18 protein-coding genes and 1 tRNA gene are annotated in these 19,509 nt (G+C 63.1%); 6 read left to right on the top strand and 13 right to left on the bottom strand.

Annotated features, from left to right (window positions below; all coding sequences use genetic code 11):
- Positions 1-116: 116 nt before the first annotated feature.
- The 5 genes from ggt to EB231_RS03490 all read right to left on the bottom strand — a co-directional run bounded on the left by ggt (position 117) and on the right by EB231_RS03490 (position 5,686).
- Entirely contained in the window at positions 117-1,703 is a 1,587-nt protein-coding gene (gene ggt, locus EB231_RS03510) for a gamma-glutamyltransferase (protein ID WP_172347608.1), read from the bottom strand.
- A gap of 48 nt (positions 1,704-1,751) precedes the next feature.
- Complete coding sequence (locus EB231_RS03505; RefSeq protein WP_172347607.1) at positions 1,752-2,552, bottom strand: ABC transporter permease; 801 nt, start codon at positions 2,550-2,552, stop codon at positions 1,752-1,754.
- A complete protein-coding gene (locus EB231_RS03500) occupies positions 2,549-3,472 on the bottom strand; it encodes an ABC transporter permease (protein ID WP_172347606.1) in 924 nt (307 codons plus the stop codon). The genes EB231_RS03505 and EB231_RS03500 overlap by 4 nt, the downstream gene beginning before the upstream one ends.
- Positions 3,469-4,554 carry an ABC transporter ATP-binding protein gene (locus EB231_RS03495; RefSeq protein WP_172352798.1) on the bottom strand — a complete coding sequence of 362 codons (1,086 nt, stop codon included), beginning with the start codon at positions 4,552-4,554 and terminating at the stop codon, positions 3,469-3,471. The genes EB231_RS03500 and EB231_RS03495 overlap by 4 nt, the downstream gene beginning before the upstream one ends.
- Positions 4,555-4,645: 91 nt before the next feature.
- Complete coding sequence (locus EB231_RS03490) at positions 4,646-5,686, bottom strand: ABC transporter substrate-binding protein (RefSeq protein ID WP_172347605.1); 1,041 nt, start codon at positions 5,684-5,686, stop codon at positions 4,646-4,648.
- A gap of 232 nt (positions 5,687-5,918) precedes the next feature.
- On the opposite strand from EB231_RS03490, the gene EB231_RS03485 reads away from it, so the two are divergent.
- Positions 5,919-6,620 carry a GntR family transcriptional regulator gene (locus EB231_RS03485; protein ID WP_172347604.1) on the top strand — a complete coding sequence of 234 codons (702 nt, stop codon included), beginning with the start codon at positions 5,919-5,921 and terminating at the stop codon, positions 6,618-6,620.
- A 62-nt stretch (positions 6,621-6,682) separates the two neighbouring features.
- Here EB231_RS03485 and EB231_RS03480 read toward each other — a convergent pair whose 3' ends face one another.
- From EB231_RS03480 to EB231_RS03470, 3 genes are all read right to left on the bottom strand, one after another.
- Complete coding sequence (locus EB231_RS03480) at positions 6,683-6,859, bottom strand: hypothetical protein (RefSeq protein WP_172347603.1); 177 nt, start codon at positions 6,857-6,859, stop codon at positions 6,683-6,685.
- 7 nt (positions 6,860-6,866) lie between these two features.
- Entirely contained in the window at positions 6,867-7,073 is a 207-nt protein-coding gene (locus EB231_RS03475; protein WP_172347602.1) for a hypothetical protein, read from the bottom strand.
- A gap of 102 nt (positions 7,074-7,175) precedes the next feature.
- Positions 7,176-7,934 carry an SDR family oxidoreductase gene (locus EB231_RS03470; RefSeq protein ID WP_172347601.1) on the bottom strand — a complete coding sequence of 253 codons (759 nt, stop codon included), beginning with the start codon at positions 7,932-7,934 and terminating at the stop codon, positions 7,176-7,178.
- A 913-nt stretch (positions 7,935-8,847) separates the two neighbouring features.
- Here EB231_RS03470 and EB231_RS03465 point away from each other — a divergent pair.
- On the top strand, positions 8,848-9,597 hold the full coding sequence (locus tag EB231_RS03465; protein ID WP_246740867.1) for an outer membrane protein: 750 nt from the start codon (positions 8,848-8,850) through the stop codon (positions 9,595-9,597).
- A gap of 1,176 nt (positions 9,598-10,773) precedes the next feature.
- Here EB231_RS03465 and EB231_RS03460 read toward each other — a convergent pair.
- Together EB231_RS03460 and EB231_RS03455 are read right to left on the bottom strand one after the other, a co-directional pair.
- Positions 10,774-10,850, bottom strand: a tRNA-Arg gene (locus EB231_RS03460).
- A 273-nt stretch (positions 10,851-11,123) separates the two neighbouring features.
- Positions 11,124-12,611, bottom strand: coding sequence for an ATP-binding protein (locus tag EB231_RS03455; protein ID WP_172347599.1), 1,488 nt, complete (start codon positions 12,609-12,611; stop codon positions 11,124-11,126).
- A gap of 279 nt (positions 12,612-12,890) precedes the next feature.
- On the opposite strand from EB231_RS03455, the gene rpmH reads away from it, so the two are divergent.
- The 4 genes from rpmH (at position 12,891) to EB231_RS03435 (ending at position 15,973) form a co-directional block, all read left to right on the top strand.
- Positions 12,891-13,025: a 50S ribosomal protein L34 gene (rpmH, locus tag EB231_RS03450; protein WP_008833937.1), complete on the top strand. Its 135-nt coding sequence runs from the start codon at positions 12,891-12,893 to the stop codon at positions 13,023-13,025.
- 14 nt (positions 13,026-13,039) lie between these two features.
- Positions 13,040-13,393 (top strand): ribonuclease P protein component, encoded by a 354-nt coding sequence (gene rnpA / locus EB231_RS03445; protein WP_056573647.1) that lies wholly within the window; start codon positions 13,040-13,042, stop codon positions 13,391-13,393.
- 14 nt (positions 13,394-13,407) lie between these two features.
- Positions 13,408-15,219 (top strand): membrane protein insertase YidC, encoded by a 1,812-nt coding sequence (gene yidC / locus EB231_RS03440; protein ID WP_172347598.1) that lies wholly within the window; start codon positions 13,408-13,410, stop codon positions 15,217-15,219.
- A 193-nt stretch (positions 15,220-15,412) separates the two neighbouring features.
- Positions 15,413-15,973 (top strand): fasciclin domain-containing protein, encoded by a 561-nt coding sequence (locus EB231_RS03435; RefSeq protein ID WP_172347597.1) that lies wholly within the window; start codon positions 15,413-15,415, stop codon positions 15,971-15,973.
- Between the two features lie 195 nt (positions 15,974-16,168).
- Here the strand turns inward: EB231_RS03435 and EB231_RS03430 are convergent, their stop codons facing one another.
- The 3 genes from EB231_RS03430 to EB231_RS03420 are packed head-to-tail and all read right to left on the bottom strand — an operon-like array spanning position 16,169 to position 19,471.
- On the bottom strand, positions 16,169-17,716 hold the full coding sequence (locus EB231_RS03430) for a DHA2 family efflux MFS transporter permease subunit (RefSeq protein ID WP_172347596.1): 1,548 nt from the start codon (positions 17,714-17,716) through the stop codon (positions 16,169-16,171).
- Complete coding sequence (locus EB231_RS03425) at positions 17,713-19,014, bottom strand: HlyD family secretion protein (protein WP_172347595.1); 1,302 nt, start codon at positions 19,012-19,014, stop codon at positions 17,713-17,715. Before EB231_RS03425 ends, EB231_RS03430 begins: the two co-directional genes overlap by 4 nt.
- Positions 19,007-19,471 (bottom strand): MarR family winged helix-turn-helix transcriptional regulator, encoded by a 465-nt coding sequence (locus tag EB231_RS03420; RefSeq protein ID WP_140770769.1) that lies wholly within the window; start codon positions 19,469-19,471, stop codon positions 19,007-19,009. Before EB231_RS03420 ends, EB231_RS03425 begins: the two co-directional genes overlap by 8 nt.
- Positions 19,472-19,509: the final 38 nt, after the last annotated feature.

Raw genomic sequence — 19,509 nt, 5'->3', positions numbered from 1 at the left:
GTTGAGGAGTGGACCGCGCAGCAGATGAAAAGCCAATTGCTTGGCTTTTCGAACGACGAACGCCCGAAGGGCGGATGAAGGGGCGATGCCACCGTCCGGAAATTCCTCCAACCGCCTCAATACCCCAGCGCCATCCCGTCCTTGCGCGGATCGGAGGCACCGGTGAGCGTGCCTTTCTCCCAGTCGATCAGCACCGCCTGCCCGCCGCCGAGCGGATGCTGCGGTTCGGCGACGCGATGGGCGCGCTTGCGCAGGCCTTCGAGCGCCTCGGCGGGAACGCTGCGCTCGGCCTCCACAACGCCGTCATTGTAGAACACGCGCGGCGCGTCCAGCGCCTGCTGCGGGTCCATGCCGAAGTCGATCATGTTGGTCAAAAGGTGGACATGGCCGAAAGGCTGGTAGCCGCCGCCCATGACGCCGAACGGCATCACCGCGCGGCCGTTCTTCGTCGCCATGCCGGGCATGATGGTGTGCATAGGCCGCTTGCCGGGCGCGATCGCGTTCGGGTGCGCCGGGTCGAGGCGGAAGCTCGAGCCGCGGTTCTGCAGCACGACGCCGGTCTTCGGACCGACGACACCGCTGCCGAACGAATAATAGGTCGAGTTGATGAAAGAGACCGCGTTGCGGTCGCGGTCGACGATCGAGATGTAGACCGTGTCGCTGCCGGGCAGGTCCAGGCGCGGCAGATGCGTCATGGCGCGGTCGCGATGAATCTCGGCGCGCAGCCGGTCGGCATAGGCGCTGGACAGAAGCTCTCTCACCGGCACCGAGACATGGTCCTGGTCGCCGAGGTATCGGTCGCGGTCCTGGTAGGCGAGGCGTCCGGCCTCGATTTCGAGATGCAGGCGCTCGGCGCCGTTGGGGTCGAGCCCGCCGAGTTTGAAGCCCGACAGCACGTTCAGCATCAACAGCGCCGTCAGCCCCTGGTTGTTCGGCGGCATCTGGTGGATGTCATGGCCGCCATAAGAGGTGCTGACCGGCGCCACATAGTCGCCCTTGGTCGCTGCGAAATCATCGTGCGAATGCAGCCCGCCGAGTTCATTGAGCCGGCGCACCATGTCGTCGGCGACAGCACCTTCGTAAAACCCTGCGCGGCCCTGCTTTGCGACTATCCGCAAGGTGGCGGCGAGTTCCGGCTGGCGGTGGATGTCGCCGGCCTTCGGCGCCTGGCCGCCCGGCAGGAAGATGCGCGCGGCATGCTCGTCGGCCGACAGGTCGGTCTCCGGCTCGGCCCAGTCGAAGGCGACGCGGTCATGCACGACATAGCCGTTCTCGGCGTAGTGGATGGCCGGAACCAGCACCTCGGCCAGGCTCTTGCGGCCATGATCTTCCAGCAGCCGGCACCAGGCATCGATGGCGCCTGGCACGGTCACCGCGTGCGGCCCCTGTTTGGGAAGCTCGCTGAAACCCTTGTCGAGGTACCAGTCGACGGTGGCGCCCGCGGGCGCTCGGCCAGAACCGTTGAAGGCCAGCACGTCGCCTTGTCCCTTCGGACAGTAAAGGACAAAGCAATCGCCACCAATGCCGGTCGATTGCGGCTCGACGACGCCTTGCACGGCGGCGGCGCAGACTGCGGCGTCCATCGCGTTGCCGCCGGCGCGCAGCATGTCGATCGCGGCAAGGGTGGCGAGCGGATGCGATGTCGCGGCAACCGCTTCCGTGGCACGAACCGGCGAGCGGCCGGGAAACTGGAAATCACGCATTCTGTCTGGATATCCCATGGTCACTTCAGCGAATTGGTCTGGTGGAAATCAATGCCGCCGCCCGAAGATCTGCGCCACCGACAGGAGCAGAACGGAAAGCACGATCAGGCAGGTCGAGATGGCGGCGATGGTCGGATCGATCTGGTCGCGCAGCGCGTTGAACATGCGGCGCGTCAGTGTCGTCGTCTCTCCGCCCGAGATGAACAGCGAAACCACCACCTCGTCGAAGGAAGTGATGAAGGCGAACAGCGCGCCCGAGACGATCGAGAAGCGGATCTGCGGCATCGTCACTTGCCAGAAGGCGGCGACGCGGCCGGCACCTAGGCTGCGCGCCACGCGCTCCTGGTTCATGTCGTAGGAGCGCAGGCCCGACAGCACGGTCAGCACCACCAGGGGCAGCGCCTGCACCGTATGGGCGATGACCAGGCCGGTCAGCGTGTTGTTGAGGCCGATACGGGCATAGAGGAAGAAGGTGCCGATGCCGATCAGGATCACCGGGATGATCAGCGAAGCCGTCAACAGCGCGTTGATGGTGCCGTTGAAGCGCAACGTACCCCGGTTGATCGCATAGGCGGCGGCGGTGCCGAGCGGCGTCGCCACCAGTACGGTCATGACAGCCACCTTGACCGATACGATGGTCGCATCGCGCCATTCCAGCGACTGGAAGTAGCTCTGGTACCAGCGCAGCGACCATTGCTGTGGTGGGAACTGCAGCAGCGTCGAATCCGAAAACGACATGATGACGATGATGACCGATGGCGCGATCAGGAACAACAGCACCAGGCCGCCCAGCGCGTAGAGCCACAGACGTTGCCGGTGCGAGATCGGCAGGCCGACGTCCCCGCTCATCGCGAACTCCACACACCGGTGGCGCGCGCGCCGAGCAGCCATTGGAAGAGACCGAGAAGCGCCAGCGTGACCAACAGCAGCACCACGCCAAGCGCCGCGCCCGCACCCCAGTTGGAATAGAGGCTGGTGGTCTGCTCCATGCGCATCGCCCACATGATCACCTTGCCGCCGCCCATCAGCGCAGGCGTGACGAAGAAGCCGAGGCAGAGCACGAAGACGATGACCACGCCCGAGGCGAGGCCGGGCAGCGACAGTGGAAAGAAGATCTGCCGGAAGGTGGCGACCGGACCGGCGCCAAGGTTCATGCCGGCGCGCAGGCAGTCGGTGTCGATGGTCTTCATCGAGGCGTAGAGCGGCAGCACCAGGAAGGGCAGCAATATATGCGTCATGCCGATGACGACGCCGGACAGATTGTTGGCGAGCGACAGCGGCTGGCTGATCACGCCAAGGTCGATCAGCCAGCTGTTGATCAGGCCCTTGCGCTGCAGGATCACCAGCCAGGCATAGGTGCGCACCAGCACCGATGTCCAGAACGGCAGGATGACGAAGATCAGGCAGATCGACGCCGCCCGGCGCGGCAGCTGCGACAGCATGTAGGCCAGGGGATAGCCGAGCAGCACGCAGGCGCCGGTGACGATGAAGGCTACCTTGAAGGTGGTGATGAAGGTCTTGATGTAGGAGGCCTGCTCGAAGAAGCGCGCATAGTTGGACGCGCTGAAGGCGCCGGCCTCGTCGAACAGAGAAAGCCAGAACAGCCAGCCGATCGGCACGATGATGATGGCGAAGACGAGGAACAGGCTGGGCGATAAGAGCGCCAGTAGCCTGAGCTGCTCGCGCCGGGCATCGGCGCGCAGCGCCCGCGCGTTGAGGTCCCGACCCGCGCTGGCTGCCTCTTGGAGGAGGGCGGATGGCGCGCTCATCCCTCTGCCTCCACGAGGATCGTGTCCTGCGCATCGAGGCCAAGCCTGACCGGCTGGCCGGGGGCCGGCAGCCTGGACAGCACGTCGCTGCGGCAATAGTCGCGCAACGTCAGCTGGCGGCCGTCGCGCAGCGAGGCGTAACAGACGAAGCTGTCGCCCTGGTAGATGATGTCACTGAGCGTGGCGTCGAGCACGTTGATGCCGTTCGACGGCTCGGCCGCCGTGACCAGCCGCAACTTCTCCGGCCGCACCACCATCAGATGCCGGCCGGCGGCCGGCGGCGCCCCTGCCGTCTGGATCCGCCTGTCCTCATACCAGACTGACCCGTTGCGGCATTCGACCGGAATGAAATTCGATTCGCCGATGAAGCCGGCCACGAATTGCGTCCTGGGCGCGGCGTAGAGCGTTTCCGGCTTGTCGAGTTGCTCGATGCGCCCGGCATTCATCACCGCGATGCGGTCCGACATGGTGATGGCTTCGCGCTGGTCGTGGGTGACATAGACCGTCGTCATGCCAAGCCGCCGGTGCAGGGCGCGCAGCTCGATCTGCATGTGTTCGCGCAGGCCCTTGTCGAGCGCCGACAGCGGTTCGTCCATCAGCACGATACGCGGCTCGAAGACGATGGCGCGCGCCAGGGCCACGCGCTGGCGCTGGCCCCCGGAAAGCTGGTCGACCCGGCGCTCGCCCAACCCCTTGAGCTTCACCAGCTCCAGCGCCTTTTCGACACGCGCCGCCGTTTCCGTGGCCGGCACGCCGCGTTGCTTCAGCGGGAAGGCGATGTTGTGAAAGACGTTCATATGTGGAAACAGCGCGTAGTTCTGGAACACCATGCCGATGTTGCGCTTGTGCGGCGGCGTGGTGATGATCTCGTCACCGCCGACCCTGATCGAGCCGCCATTGGCCCTGACGAAACCGGCCAGGATCATCAGCAGCGTCGTCTTTCCGGAGCCGGAGGGCCCGAGCAGCGTCAGGAACTCGCCGGCCTCGACATCGAGGTTCAGGTCGCGCAGCACTGACACGCTGCCAAATCGTTTCTCGATCCGGCGCATGCTGATCGGCAGCGCGGATGGCGCAATGGACAAGATCATCGTCTCCTGGTGAAGGGGCGGCGGGAGCAGGGCGGGTTCCGTTCCAGCGTGCGCCGCCCTGCCGTGGTTTGGGTCCGGCCGCGGCCTATTGCTGGATCAGATTGTTGAACTTCTCCGTCGCCTCCACCAGATTGTCACGCCAGAACTCGGCGTCCTGCAGCACCTGTTTCTTGACGTTTTCGGGCGACGAGTTGATGTCCTTGATCCGCTCCGGTGGGATCTTGCCGGTCTCGAAAGCCTTCTCGTTCACCGGCCCGTTGTCGACATAGAGCGGCAGATTGGCCTGCAATTGCGGGCTGACGAACATCGCCAGCGCCTTCATGGCGGCTTCCTTGTTCTTGGCGCCCTTGGGAATGACCATGCAGTCGGCGGTGAGCACGCCCTGGTCGAAGGAGAAGCTGACCGGCGCCCCTTCCTTCTTCAGCGTGCCGGCGCGGCCGTTCCAGATGCTCGCCATGTCGACTTCGCCGTCCTTGACCAGCTGCATCGCCTGCGCGCCTGATGTCCACCAGGCATCGACATGGCCACGGATCTTGTCGACGGATTTCAGCGCGCTGTCGATGTCGACCGGATAGACCTTGTCGATAGGCAGGCCCGAGGCGAGTGCGGCGACGCTCAGCGTCTCGGTCGACTGGCTGCCGCTCAGCGCTCGCCGCCCCGGAAATTTCTCCACGTTCCAGAAGTCGGCCCAGGTCTTCGGACCCTTGTCGCCGAAGACGTCGGTCCGGTAGATGAGGACGACGGAGGTGTAGGAAATGCCGACCCAGTCGTCATGCACCAGCTTCGGGTTGATGCCGCTCTTGTCGATGATGCCGTAGTCGAGCTTCTCGAACAGGCCTTCCTTCGAGCCGCGCGCGCATTCGTCGGCGCCGAGTTCGGTTATATCCCATTTCACCGCATTGCCGGTCACCTGCAGGCGCACATCGTCGAGGCCATTGGTGGTGTCCTGCTTGATGGTGATGCCGAGCGCGTCGGCGGTCGGATTGAAGAAGGCCTTGGTCTGCGCCTCCTGATAGGTGCCGCCCCATGAGGCGACGGTGATGGTATCGCCCGCCAGGGCGGGGGCCGCGACGGCCGCCATGAGGGCGGCAACCGCAACAACGCTAACGCTTCTGATCCTGTTCATTTTTCGGCTCTCCAACCGGTGTTCCCATTATTTTTGATTTCGCATGCTATTTTGTATACAATTTTGAGTGTAGCTTGGGGATCGGCGATGTCAACAGCGCGCGGCATTGCCAGGAGCCTTGATGGGTCGTGGGAGGACGCGGTGCCAGGGCGTGGCAAATCGAGCCGACTTTGAATACAGCTATGAGAACACATCGGCTTCCGGCCGAAAGACCGGAGAACTGGAAACGGACTTGGCCAAGGAAACCAAAAACACGCTGCGCGACTCTGTCTATTCCTCGCTCAAGGCGATGATCGTGACCGGTCAGATTCCACCGGGCTCGCGCGTGACCGAGAACGATATCGCGGTCAGGCTCAATGTCAGCCGCACGCCGGTGCGCGAGGCCTTCAACCGCCTCGAACGCGACGGCCTCGTCACCGGCCGACCGCGCCAGGGCTATGTCGTCACCGAGTTCGACATCAACATGTTCCGCGAGGCCTTCGACATCCGCGAACTCCTCGACGGCCATGCGACCGAGCTGGCGGCTGCCGCCGCGACCGAGAAGGACAAGGCCCGGCTCCGCGCCATGCTGGCTGAATGCGAGCGGCTGGCCGCCATTCCCGACCGCACCACCAGGGAAAAATTCCAGGAACTCGAAGTCGGCATCGACCTGCACCGCGTCATTGCCGAGATCAGCGGCAACGCCATGCTGCACGGCATGCTGTGCGGCATCCTCGACAAGTGCCAGCACTATGTCTGGACCGAATTGTTGTGGCTCGACGAATGGAAGATCGCCCGCGAGGAGCATGCCGAGATTGTCGAGGCGATCTGCGCAGGCGACACCGCTCGGGCCGGTGCCCTGGCCCGAGCCCATGTGCGGGGATCACGCGAGAATGTGCTTCGCCTGCTGCAGGCCAAGTCGGATTACCAGAGTTTCCTAGCCAAGGCGTCCTGAGGGCGACTTGGATTGCAAGCGAGCTTTTCGCATCCCTCTGGGAACAGCCAGCGGTGGCGATGCTACTGATGCGCGCCGCGCGCCGGAGCGGTCGCTTCAGCCAACACCGCCAGCGCCTGTTCGACACTCTGCGCCTGGGCATCGGTGCGCTCGATATGCTTCACCATCAGTTTCCGCAGCATGGCGAGCTTTGCGGCGCGATATACGGCGCTCTTTTCGGGAGAGGGCATCATGGTCATGGCATAATCAGTGTGTGGTCGGATCGATTTGGCGGAGGCGAGAGCGCGCTTCAGCCACACGTTTCTGCTCGGATCTGATCCGGCAGCAAAGGGCAAGGCTGATGCCGACGCCACGCTCCTCGTCCAGCATTGCATTCGCTCGCGTGAGAAAGGATTCCGCACGCTTGACGCGCTGCCTGGCTCTCGCCAGTTCCAGTTCCAGATGGTCGTACATTGTTCCGCACCCTTGAGGTCTGCGGTCCCTTCGAGGGGAAAACCGCCGCCGGGCGGTTTGGTTCCCACCGCCTGGCGCAAGGGCACCAGGGCCGGCAGACCTTCAGCCCTTGTGTTCCTGGAGGCTGTTGCCGCCATCGACCACCAAAAGAGCGCCGTTGACATAGCTGGCGCCTTCGGAAGCCAGGAACACGACCGCCGCCGCCACTTCATCCGGCCGGCCCGCCCGCGCCGGCGGCGTATGCAAGGCCGCCATCCGTTCCATCTCGCTCGACGCGCCCGTCTCGATCCAGCCGGGAGCCACGGCATTGACCGTCACGCCGCTCCTGGCCACTTCGAGTGCCAGCGTGCGCGTCAGGCCGACCATGCCGGCCTTGGCGGCCGAATAGGCTGAGGTACCCTCGAAAGACACCAGCGGTCCGGTGACCGACGCCACATTGACGATGCGCCCATAGCCCGCTTCGATCATCGCCGGCAGGAACGCATGGGTGACGAGGAACGCCGTCTTCAGGCTGACGTCGATGCCTCGATCCCAGTCGGCCTCGCTCATGGCGAGAAACGCCTTGTCGGCCGAGGGTGATGCCAGCGAACCCATGCCGGCATTGTTGACCAGTATGTCGATGGCGCCGGCATCTCCCCGCAGCCGCGCGACATCGGCGGCCTTGGTGAGATCGGCGACCATGGCCCCGGCATCGATGCCCTCGGCACGAAGTTCGGTGGCGCGGTCAAGCACGCGCGCGCTGGCGCCAGTGAGGAACACGGCGTGGCCGGTGTGACCAAGCTGGCGGGCAACGGCGAAGCCGATGCCGTCGACGGCACCGGCACCGGTGACCAAGGCGCGTTTGATGCTCGGAAGGGTCATGGTCGGTCTACTCCAAAGGCTGTGCCCGCCGCACGCAAACGGACAGTGTCGGCTGCATCAGCAGAACCACACAATCCATCGCACGGCGGGATCCTGTAGAAATCCACTTCCGTATCGACGATCTCGTCAAGGCTTGGTCCGGGATAATGTGCCTTGATTTTTGCCAGGACGTCTTGCGCCTGCCTGGTTTCGCCGAGTTCGGAATGGCAGATGACAAGACGAACGAGTGACCATGGCGGTACGGCTGCCATTTTCGCGTAGCAGGCCGTTGCCTCGCGGTATCGTCCAGCCGTGGTCAGCAGAACGCCGCGAAAGTCGCGATACTATCTCACGGCGTAGGGGTCGCGGCGCTGGGGATGCCGTCGTTGCCTTTGCTTCGATCCAATGATGCGGCCTGCCGTTGGCTGGGAGGAGCTCGAAGGCGTTTCCTGCGCCGGCTGGGGATATCTGGCTGGGCTACTATAAGGCCGTGTCCAAATACCGCTGGACCATATGGCGCCGGCGTCTGGACCATGCCTCCCATGATCCGCCATTCACCAAGGGCAAGGTCCACGCAAACGAGGAAGAGGCCGGGCGGCGCTAATGGAAATCCGTCGCGCCCTGCACCATGGCCAGTATCACCACAAGATACTCTTCCCTGAAATTGGGATTGAGAAACTGCCCGAATTTCGAGCTTCCTGATGGATCCTGTCACCGGGCGATGGTTCTGCCCACACAACCTCAGCAGCATGAGGCCGGCCGGCAGCTATACTATAGTTAGTCCAATGCAAGTGTTGCTCATGTATAGGGTCTGGAACCGGCAGAACGCGGGCCGGCATCGACTTGTATGTGGTTGTGGCAAAAAGGTCACACACTTTTAACAACTTCCCCGCTATTAACTTGCGCGAGGGATTATTTGGGTTGGGAGAAATACGTGAATAAGTTCTTTGCAGTTCTGGCCGTTGCCGCCCTCTCGGCAAGCAGTGCCTCGGCAGCCGACATGGTGGCGCCTATCGCCGGTTCGACCTATGACTGGAGCGGTTTCTACGTCGGCGGCCATGTCGGCTTTGCCAATGGCGACATCACGGCAACGGACGTAACGGATCCGAACGGTGGGTTTTTCACCGACGACGTTCCGGCTGGCACCGAGGGCTTCGATTTCAACAAGGGCGCCGTGGCTGGCGGTATTCATGCCGGCGCGCAGTGGCAGTGGGGCCAATGGGTTCTGGGCGGCGAGGCTACCTGGACGGCGACGGGCATAAAGAAGACCATCACCAGCCCCTACTTCCCGGACACCGACACCGAGACCGCCAAAATCTCGAACTACGCCACGGTCGTCGGCCGGGTCGGTTACGCCTTCGATCGCGTGCTGATCTACGCCAAGGCAGGTTACGCCGGCGGCAAGGTGGATTTCCGCGCCCGAGACAACGACGCCCTCGTGACCTACGAGAAGAATGAGTGGCAGAACGGCTATGCGCTCGGCGCCGGCATCGACTATGCCCTCACCAACAACCTCTCGCTGGGCGTGGACTACACCCACGTTGACCTCGGCCATAAGACGAGCACGGGCAGCAACGTGTTCGATAACGGAAACCTCGGTTCTAATCCCGAGACCTACCGCACCAAGGCAAAGGTCGACGCCGTCATGGCCCGGCTGACCTACAAGTTCGGCATGGGTCAGTAGCTACAGGCTCCAGCAGATCAAAGTTAGGCGCCACAGGGGAGCTCTAGCTCCCCTGTTTGCGTGAGGAAAAACCTTCTCGCAGCTCTGTGGCCGAGTTCTTTCACAACGAGGCGGCTTTCCGCGCCGACACCCGGGCATTGCGCCTATGGAACACAGCAAGCGATTGCGGGGTGACCATTTTGTGAAGCTAAGCCGACGCAAGGCCGACCTGCTCGCCGAGAAATACCCCGACTTCCCGGCCGCCTGTGAGGAGATGAAGCGCCAATGAGCAATACTGATCCTGACCGGAAGTCGAAGGAGACCCCAGCAAGATTCTCCTAGTGTAATCGGCGTGATGAAGGTGCTGCTCTATATCCACTATTCGAAGACCTGTCCCATGCACCAGAGCGGCTACGAAGCCTGCCTGGAGGCATCCTCGCACGGGTTCGGCAAGACTGAATAGTCGGCCTTGAGACCCACCCCTGCCTATCGGAGAGGCTGAAGGCCAGATACCGCGAAGTCACCATCGAGCTCGAAGCCTGTGACCGCAAACAGCCGTGACATCATCACACAACCTAACGGACAGGGGGCTGGGCTTATTGCTGGGCGGCGTGGTCTTCCGGCACTCACTCTCAGAACTTGTAGATAAGTCCCAGTCTGACGGCGTTTTCCTTAATGTCGACGCTCGTCTGGCCTTGGGTAACGGCCGGCGTGTTGAATGGCGAGCTTCCGAAATCTGAATAGCGATAGTCAAAATTAGCAACCAGTTTGTCGGTAATGGCGTAACCGAGGCGCTCAAACTTCAGGATGCGCTTCCAGAGGTTTCAGCCCTGTCCCTAGCTGACATCTTGGCCAAGTTGGAAGTGATTGTCGGAGCGGACCGGGATATCGGCGATCCGACCGATTTCCCTTGGCCACACATCGCTTCCGTATTTCGCGATCTGAAAGCTATCCCGGTGATTTGCCGCCATATGAGTCTGACCGCTCCACGACCCGCGCTGATGTAGCGAGGCACCTGAAGCAGGCAACACAGTTCATAGAGGCTTTGGACACGGAAGAGGCTGCGGAGCATATACGCCAAACTGCGAAATCGTTCGCGGAAACATCCGTTTTTCCAAAACCGGCTGAATTTTAGAGATCAAGCCGGTGCCGTCCCGCTTGAAGCGCCAAAAAGCTTATAAAATCAATTGGATGGAATGGCGCGCCCGAAGAGATTCGAACTCCTGACCCCCAGATTCGTAGTCTGGTGCTCTATCCAGCTGAGCTACGGGCGCGCATCAGGCCATGTTTTCAACGGCCCCGCGATCCGATCCCAGGGACCGGCCGCGAATGTGTGCAGTTCCCTAGCGACTGAATTTGGGAAAAGCAAGCCGATCCGGCAAAAGTTTTGTCGTGAGTGTGTCATCTGGCCATGAGAGCCCGCCCCGGAGGCTTGAAGCGGCCGACGAGCCGGTCTGATTTCAAGCTGGGCGGGAAAGTCGCGGGGAAGGCCATCAAAAGCGTCAGGCCCGAAAGGCGAGAGCCTTGGGAAAGCACCACCGAGGCCGTCACGCCGGACGGCGCAGGCTGCCGCGCGCCTGGTCGAGCCGCACCGGTTGGTCGGGGATAGTGACCGCGAAAGTGGTGCGCCCGCCAATCGATTCGACCAGTTCCACCGTGCCGCCATGCGCACGGATCAGTTCGTGCGCGATCGCCAGGCCAAGACCGGTGCCGCCGCTGCGCGCCGAGCCGCGGAACGCCGCGAACAGGTTCTCGCGCGCCTTCGGTGGCAGGCCGGGACCGGTATCGGTGACGGCGATGCGGCTGACACTGCCCATGCGCTCGGCCGAGACCGCGAGCCGCCGCACCACCGCGCTCTCGGTGTCCGCCGCCATCGCCTGCACCGAGTTGCGGCACAGATTGGTGAGCACCCGGAACAGCTGATCGGAATCGGCATCCACCTCGAAAGCAGCCTCGACCGCGTTGATGAACTCGATGCCCTCCTCGATGTCGAGCAGCCCGTGCACGTCCTCGACCAACTGGCGCAGCCGCACCCTGCGGCGCGAAGGCGGCGGCTCCTGCGTGCGGCCGTAGTGAAGCACGCCTTCCGAATAGGAGACGGCCCGGTCGAGCGCGCGCAAAAGCTTCGGCGCGAAGGCTTGCACGGTTGGATCCCTGACCTGGCGCAGACGGTCCGACATCAGCTGTGCGGAGGCCAGGATGTTGCGCATGTCGTGGTTGATCTTCGAGACCGCCAGGCCGAGGTCGGCAAGGTGCTTCTGCTCGGAGAGCATCTTTTGCAGCCGCTCCTGCATCTGCGACAATTCGCGTTCGGCAACGCCGATCTCGTCGGCGCGGGCGGCGGGATGGATGATGCGCCCGGGATCGTCCGGGGCCTCGGAGAAGGACAGCATCGAGCGCGTCATGGTACGGATCGGCCCGATCATGATCAGATCGATCGCGGCATAGACCAGCATGGCGGTGAACAGCGAGATCAGCAGCGAGACGAAGGCGACGTTGCGCGAATAGATGAGCATCGCCTTGCGCAGGGAGTAGTCCGGCATGATCAGCTCGAATTCCTTGTCGCTGTCGCCGACCGGTCCGAAAACGCGCAGCATCCGGTCGCCGCCGAAGAACAGCGTGTCGAGCGCGCCGGTCATGCCCTTGATCATGCCGACGCTGGCGAGGTCGATGTGCTCGTCGACCTGTGGCGGCATGTCCGCCACCACCAGAAGCCGCGAGACGCCGCCGTCGCGCACCGCGATCGCCTTGGCGCCGATCGCCATCAGCACGTCGTTCTGGGCCGTGCGCGACAATGAGGTGGACTCGCCCTGCACCAGCACGATCGAAACGGCGGCGGCCGTGCTCAGCCGCTCCTTGAGCCAGCTCAGCCGGTAACTGGCGATCCAGGGCAGGAAGATGAGCACTTCAGCCAAAAGCACGAAAACGATGGTCAACAGCAGCAGTTTTGTCGACAGGCCGCGTGACAAGGGTACCGTGCGGACGGCGGCTGGCGCCGTGCCGATCCCTTCCCCTGCTTGGTTGGCTTCGCTCATGCGACTCTGTCTTCACAATCACTTGATCGGCCAAGATTAGGCGATTACGCCTTTTTTGCCAATTTCATCCTTTGGTCCGAACATTAAATTACCGTCATAAACCTGCGTCCACGTCGCGAAGACGCCGGATTGACTTCCAAAACCCTTCTTTCTATAAGCCCGCTCACGCTCGGGCCATTCGTCCCGGCGCGGTTTCGATCGCGCCAAAACAGGCCCGGCAAAGCTCCTGTTACAAAGTGACAGAATCAAGAAGGGCCGCACCCCGCGGTATTAAAACAAATGAAGCGTACCTACCAACCGTCCAAACTCGTCCGCAAACGCCGGCATGGTTTCCGTGCCCGCATGGCCACCAAGGGTGGTCGTGGCGTCGTCGCAGCTCGCCGCAACCGCGGCCGCAAGCGGCTCAGCGCCTAAGCGAGACGAGATCGTTGCCCGCAACCGGCAAGCCAGTGGGGCAAAATCCCAAGCGGCTTCTGAAACGCGCGGAATTCCTGGCCGTCCGTCGTGGTGAGAAGCGACGCGGGCGGTTTTTCCTCGTCGAGGTCCTTGACCGCGGCGATGGCGGCGTGCCGCGTGTCGGCTACACCGTTACCAAGAAGGTCGGCAACGCTGTTGTGCGCAACCGCGTCAGGCGGCGGCTGAGAGAAGCCGTCCGCACCCATGCCGCAGATGACATGGCGCCCGGCAATGATTATGTCATCGTCGGGCGCGATGATGCGCTGCGCGCCCCCTTCGGCCAGTTGAAGGCCGAACTCTCCCGCCGACTTCGCGGAACACGATAGGCCAAGGGCTCTCGATGGAAAACAACCGGAACTTCTTCATCACCATCGCGCTGTCGGTGCTGATCCTGACTTTGTGGCAGGTTTTCTACATGAACCCGCGTGTCGAGGCGCAGCGCGAGGCCGCGCGCGTCGAGCAACAGCGTGTGGAAGAGCAGAAGAAGGCGGCCGAGGCCGCCAATCCGGGTGCTGGAACACCGGCGCCGGCGCCGGGCGCCATTCCCAACGCGCCGGGCGGCGATACCGTCACCGCCGCCGGCCGTGATCAGGCGCTTGCCGCTTCGAAGCGCGTCAAGATCGACACGCCGAGCCTCGAGGGCTCGATCAACCTGACCGGCGCGCGCCTCGACGACCTCAAGCTCAAGCACTACACCGAGACCGTCGACAAGAATTCGCCCGAGATCGAACTGCTCAACCCGTCGACGCTGCCCACCGGCTATTTCGCCGAGATCGGCTTCGTCGGCAATGACAAGACCGGCACGGTACCGGGTGCGGACACGGTGTGGAGCATTGAAGGCAACCCGACGCTGACCCCGTCGACGCCGGTAACGCTGACCTACACCAACGACAAGGGGCTGACCTTCAAGCGCACCTTCTCTGTCGACGGCGACTACATGTTCACGGTCTCGGACACGGTGCAGAATGCCGGTTCCAGCGCGGTTTCGCTGTCGAACTACGGCCGTGTCACCCGCTACGACAAGCCGGCTGTCGCCAGCACCTACGTGCTGCATGAGGGCCTGATCGGTTTCACCGGAGCGGAAGGCCTGCAGGAACACAAATACGCGTCCATCGAGAAGGACAAGGAAGTCAAGCCGGGCAAGTCGACCGACGGCTGGCTTGGCATCACCGACAAATACTGGGCGGTGACGGTGGTTCCGAGCGAGAAGCAGCCGTTCCAGCCGCGCTTCGGCTATTTCGTGGACGGCCGCCACCGCTATCAGTCCGACTTCCTGACCGATCCGATCAATGTCGATGCCGGCCAGTCGGCGACCGTGGAGACCGAGGTCTTCGCCGGCGCCAAGGAAGTCGCCAAGATCAACGCCTATGCCGAAGACCGCCACATCAAGCGGTTCGACCTTCTGATCGACTGGGGCTGGTTCCACTTTATCACCAAGCCGATGTTCTGGCTGATCGACACGCTCTACAAGTTCCTCGGCAATTTCGGCCTGGCGATCCTCGCCACCACCGTCATCGTCAAGGCCATCTTCTTCCCGCTCGCCAACAAGTCCTACGCGTCGATGGCGAACATGAAGAAGGTGCAGCCCAAGATGCTGGAGATCCGCGAGAAATACGCGGACGACAAGATGAAGCAGCAGCAGGCGATGATGGAGTTGTACAAGACCGAGAAAATCAATCCGCTTGCCGGCTGCTGGCCGGTGGCGCTGCAGATTCCGGTCTTCTTCTCGCTCTACAAGGTGCTCTACATCACCATCGAGATGCGCCACGCGCCGTTCTTCGGCTGGATCCAGGATCTGGCGGCGCCCGACCCGACGTCGCTGTTCAACCTGTTCGGCCTGATCCCGGTCACGCTGCCGCATATGCTGATGATTGGTGTCTGGCCGCTGATCATGGGCGTCACCATGTTCCTGCAGATGCGCATGAACCCGACGCCGCCGGATCCGACGCAGGCCGCGATCTTCACCTGGATGCCGATCATCTTCACCTTCATGATGGCGGGTTTCCCGGCCGGCCTCGTCATCTACTGGGCCTGGAACAACACGCTCTCGATCCTCCAGCAGGGCGTGATCATGAAGCGCCAGGGCGCCAAGATCGAACTGTGGGACAATCTGGTCGCGCTGTTTCGAAAGAAACCGTCGCCGGCGGAGTAGCCGCCCTTCTTCTGCAAAAAGCGGAATAGAAGCTCTCTTCTGAAAAAGCCCGGTTTGTCCGGGCTTTTTCTTTGGCAAAACGTCCGTTCACGTTCCCGTGATCGATGAAACTGCAAGCGGTCGCCGGACGTGACTGCGTGTGCGTTTCCAAAGGCTATCAATTCCGATCAGCCCTCACCCGGAGGAAGACCACATGTGCTTGCCATCATTCAGGACCATCGCCATTTCGGCCCTTGTCGCCAGCGTGGCGATTGCCGCTCCTGCCTATGCCAAGAACCCGAATGTCGGCGGCGCGCCGATGTACACCACCAAGAACATCGTCGAGAACGCCGTCAATTCGAAGGACCACACGACGCTGGTCGCCGCCGTCAAGGCGGCCGGCCTGGTCGATACCTTGCAGGGCGCCGGACCGTTCACCGTCTTTGCGCCCACCAACGAAGCCTTCGCGGCATTGCCGAAGGGCACCGTCGATACACTGCTGAAGCCTGAAAACAAGGACCAGCTCACCAAGGTTCTGACCGCGCATGTGGTGGCCGGCAAGATTTCGGGCGCCGAGATGATGAAGAAGGCCAAGGCGATGGGCGGCAAATATGAGATGAAGGCCGTCTCCGGCGACACGCTCACCGCCGAGGTCAAGAAGGGCAAGCTCTACATCATGGACGAATCCGGGGGCGAGGCGAAGGTGACCATCGCCGACGTCAACCAGTCGAACGGCGTCATCCATGTCGTCAACAAGGTGCTCTTGCCGAAGTAGCGGCTTCCGGCGAAAGGGGCAGCGGCAGGCCGTTGGGGCTTTCTCGGCCTGCCGTCCCCGCCTCATGTCGAGGTGCCAGGTTTCTTGGGAAGCCGTGTCGGCGAGGCCGGGGTCCTGTCGTCCCTCACAGGACCCCGGTTTCTCTTTGTGATATGTGCGTGGCTGGCCCCGGGCGCGATCAGCCGGGCCCCGGCCTCACTCCATGACGGCGCTATGGTCGACCTTGGCCGGCGTGCCCGGCTTGCGCAGCAAGAGCACCAGGGGGATGGCCGCCAGCGACAGGATCATCATCAGCTTGAAGTCGTTCATGTAGCTAATGATCGTCGCCTGCAGCGTCACCACGCCGTCCAGCGCGGCCCGGCCGGCGGCGGTGTAGGGGTTCATCGCCTGCGCGATCGCCGGGTTGCTGAACGCCTGGTTGAAGGGCGTCACATAGGTGGCGATGTTGGCATGGTTGATCTGCACGTTCTGCGTCAAGAGCGCGGTGACCACCGATATGCCGACGCTCGAGCCGATGTTTCGCGACAGGTTGTAAAGCCCGGTGCCTTCCGCGCGCCGCTCCGGCGCCAGCGTGGCGAAGGTGATGGTGGTCAACGGCACGAACAGGAAGCCCAGGCCAGCGCCCTGGACGAAGCCGGTGCTGATGATCGTCCATTGCGAGACGTCGGGCGTCCAACCGGTCATGTCGTACATCGCCCAGGCGGTGACCAGTAGGCCGGTCAGCAGCAGCCATCGCGTATCCACCTTGCCGATCAGCCTGCCGACCAGGAACATGCATGCCATCGTGCCGAGGCCGCGCGGGCCCATGACGATGCCAGCCGTCACCACCGGATAGCCCATGAGCGTCTGCAGATAGGGCGTCATCAGCGCCAGCGAGGCGAGATAGGTGATGCCGATGATGAAGATGAAGACCATGCCGACGGCGAAATTCCTGTCCAGGAAGAGCCTCGGATTCACGAAGGTGTTCTTGGCGGTGAAGGTATGGACGAGGAAGATGTAGAAGGCCGACGCGCAGATCAGCGCCTCGACGATGATCTCGGACGAGGAGAACCAGTTGAGCTGCTCGCCGCGATCGAGAAACATCTGCAAAGCCGCGATGGTGATGCTGAGCATGCCGAAACCCAGCCAGTCCAGCCTTGCCTTGATGTCCAGCTTGGTTTCCAGGACGAACAGGGACACGCCCGCGAAAGCCAGCGCGCCGATCGGCACGTTGATGTAGAACACCCAGCGCCAGGAGACATTCTCGGTCAGCCAGCCGCCGATGACCGGGCCCAGCACCGGCCCGACCATCACCGAAACGCCGAACAGCGCCATCGCCGAGCCGCGCTCCTCGACGCTGTAAATGTCAAGCAGGATGCTCTGCGACAGCGGCACCAGGGCCGCGCCGAACAGGCCCTGCAGCAGGCGGAAGCCGACGATCTGCGGCAGCGACTGCGCGAAGCCGCACAGGACCGAGGCGACCACGAAGCCGGTGATCGAGGTCAGAAGGATGCGCTTGCGGCCGAAGCGGTTGGCGAGGTAGCCCGAAGGCGGTGTCATCACCGCCGCCGCGACGATGTAGGAGGTCAGCACCCAATTGATCTGGTCGGCACTGGCCGACACGCTGCCCTGGATGTAGGGCAGTGCTACATTGGCGATGGTCGTGTCCAGCGCCTGCATGATGACGGCCAGGATCACGCAAGCTGTGATGGCGCCGCGATTGGCGACCACCGGTGTGGCACCTGCCGCGGACGCGTTGCTCATGATTTCTGTCCGAACCGGTTCAGGAGGTTGGTGACGAAGTCCGGCAGGCCGCGCGCATGGCCGGTCTCGACGTCGACCACGGCGCTCATGCCGCCGCGCAACGGGGGCTTGCCCTCGGGATCGTCAACCGTCACGCGCATCGGGATGCGCTGCACGACCTTGACCCAGTTGCCGGTGGTGTTCTGGGCCGGCAGCAGCGAGAAGCTCGACGACGAGGCGGGGCTGATCGAGGCGACCGTGCCGTGCCAGACGGCGCCCGGATAGGTGTCGACGCTGATCGTCGCCGTCTGTCCCGGCCGCACATAGGTCAGCTCGGTTTCCTTCGGCTCCGCCTCGATCCACAGATCGGTCGACGAAACCAGGCTGAAGGCCGGCTGTGAAGCCGGCAGATACTTGCCGACCTGAAGCGCGTCGACATTGGTGACGATGCCGTCGAACGGCGCCTTGACCACCGAATCGCCGAGGTTGCGCTGCGCGTCATCGACGCCCGACTGGGCCTGCAGGTAGAAGGGGTTCTTTTCCACCGGCTGGCTGGCATCGCCGCCCAGCTGGGCAAGCATGGCCTGCGCCTGCGCCTTGGCGACGGACACTTTCTGGCGCGCTGCGACGAGGTCGTGCTGGGCGCTGTCGAAAGACGCCTTGGAGGCGGTCGAGGTCTTGAGCAGATCCTGCTGCCGCTGGAAGGCGGCCTCGTAATAGGGAATGTCGGCCTCGGCCTGCTCGATCTGCGACAGCGATTGCTGGTAGCTGGCCTGCAGGGTTAGAACCTGGTTGCGCACGGTCCCGAGCTGGGCCTGGGCGGCTGCAAGAGCGGTTTCGAAAGAGGCCGGCCGCAGGCGGAAGAGTACGTCGCCCTTCTTTACAGCCTGGTTCTCGTGCACGTCGATCTCCTGCACGGTGCCGGAGACGTCGGTGGACACGCCGAGCGACTGCGCCTGGATATAGGCATTGTCGGTCGTCATCACCTGGCCCCCGGTGACGTAATAATAGCCGCCGACGGCCAGCGCGACGGGAAGCAGGGCAAAAAGCACCGGCCGCGTCAGGCCGCGCTTCGGCTTGGCCGGGGCAGGAGCAGGAGGGGCAAGGGCGGCAGGGGCCTGCTGAGGCTGCGGCTCCTTGGCCGGAGCCTCGAGTGCCGCGGGCTCCAGCGCAACCGGAGCTTCCAGCTCGTCATTGTCGATGACGACATTGGCGCGCCTCTGTTCGCGCTCACTGTCCAGCCGGATGATCTGGTCGCCGGCGCGACCCTTTGAAGAGTCATCCTCGGCAGGCTTCTTTGGGGATGTTGATTCAACCATGTACGTTCTCCCGGTCGACGGCTGGCTGGGTGCAAGCCGCGAGCAGATTGGATTTGATCAAGCTTAGGGTTTGCAGCAGATGCTGCTGTGTTTCAGACGAAAGGCCGGCGAAGGCCTCGTCTCTTGTTTTCTGGCCGTTGCCGCGCATGGTCTCGAGCAGCGGATGGGCCCGCGGGGTCAGGTAAAGCAGCCAGGCCCTGCGGTCGGTGGGGTCGGGCCGGCGCTCGATGAAGCCGCGCGCCTCCATCTTGTCGAGCAGCCGCGCAAGCGTGATCGGCATGATCTCTATGAGGTCGGCGAGCTTGTTCTGGTGAATGCCTTCATGCAGCGAAAGATAGGCCAGCACCTGCCATTGGGCGCGGGTCAGTCCCGATGTCCGTGAACGCTGCTCGAACCGCTTCCGAAGCAAGCGCGCAACGTCGTGCAGCACGAAGCTGATATTTGGCGAGGGAGACATGGGAGGAGGTCAGGATCTATGGACAACTTTTCGTGAGC

Origin of the sequence: Mesorhizobium sp. NZP2298 (assembly GCF_013170825.1) — a bacterium.
In the GTDB taxonomy this organism is placed as follows: Bacteria; Pseudomonadota; Alphaproteobacteria; order Rhizobiales; family Rhizobiaceae; genus Mesorhizobium.
This window is presented reverse-complemented; position numbering and strand designations above follow the sequence as displayed.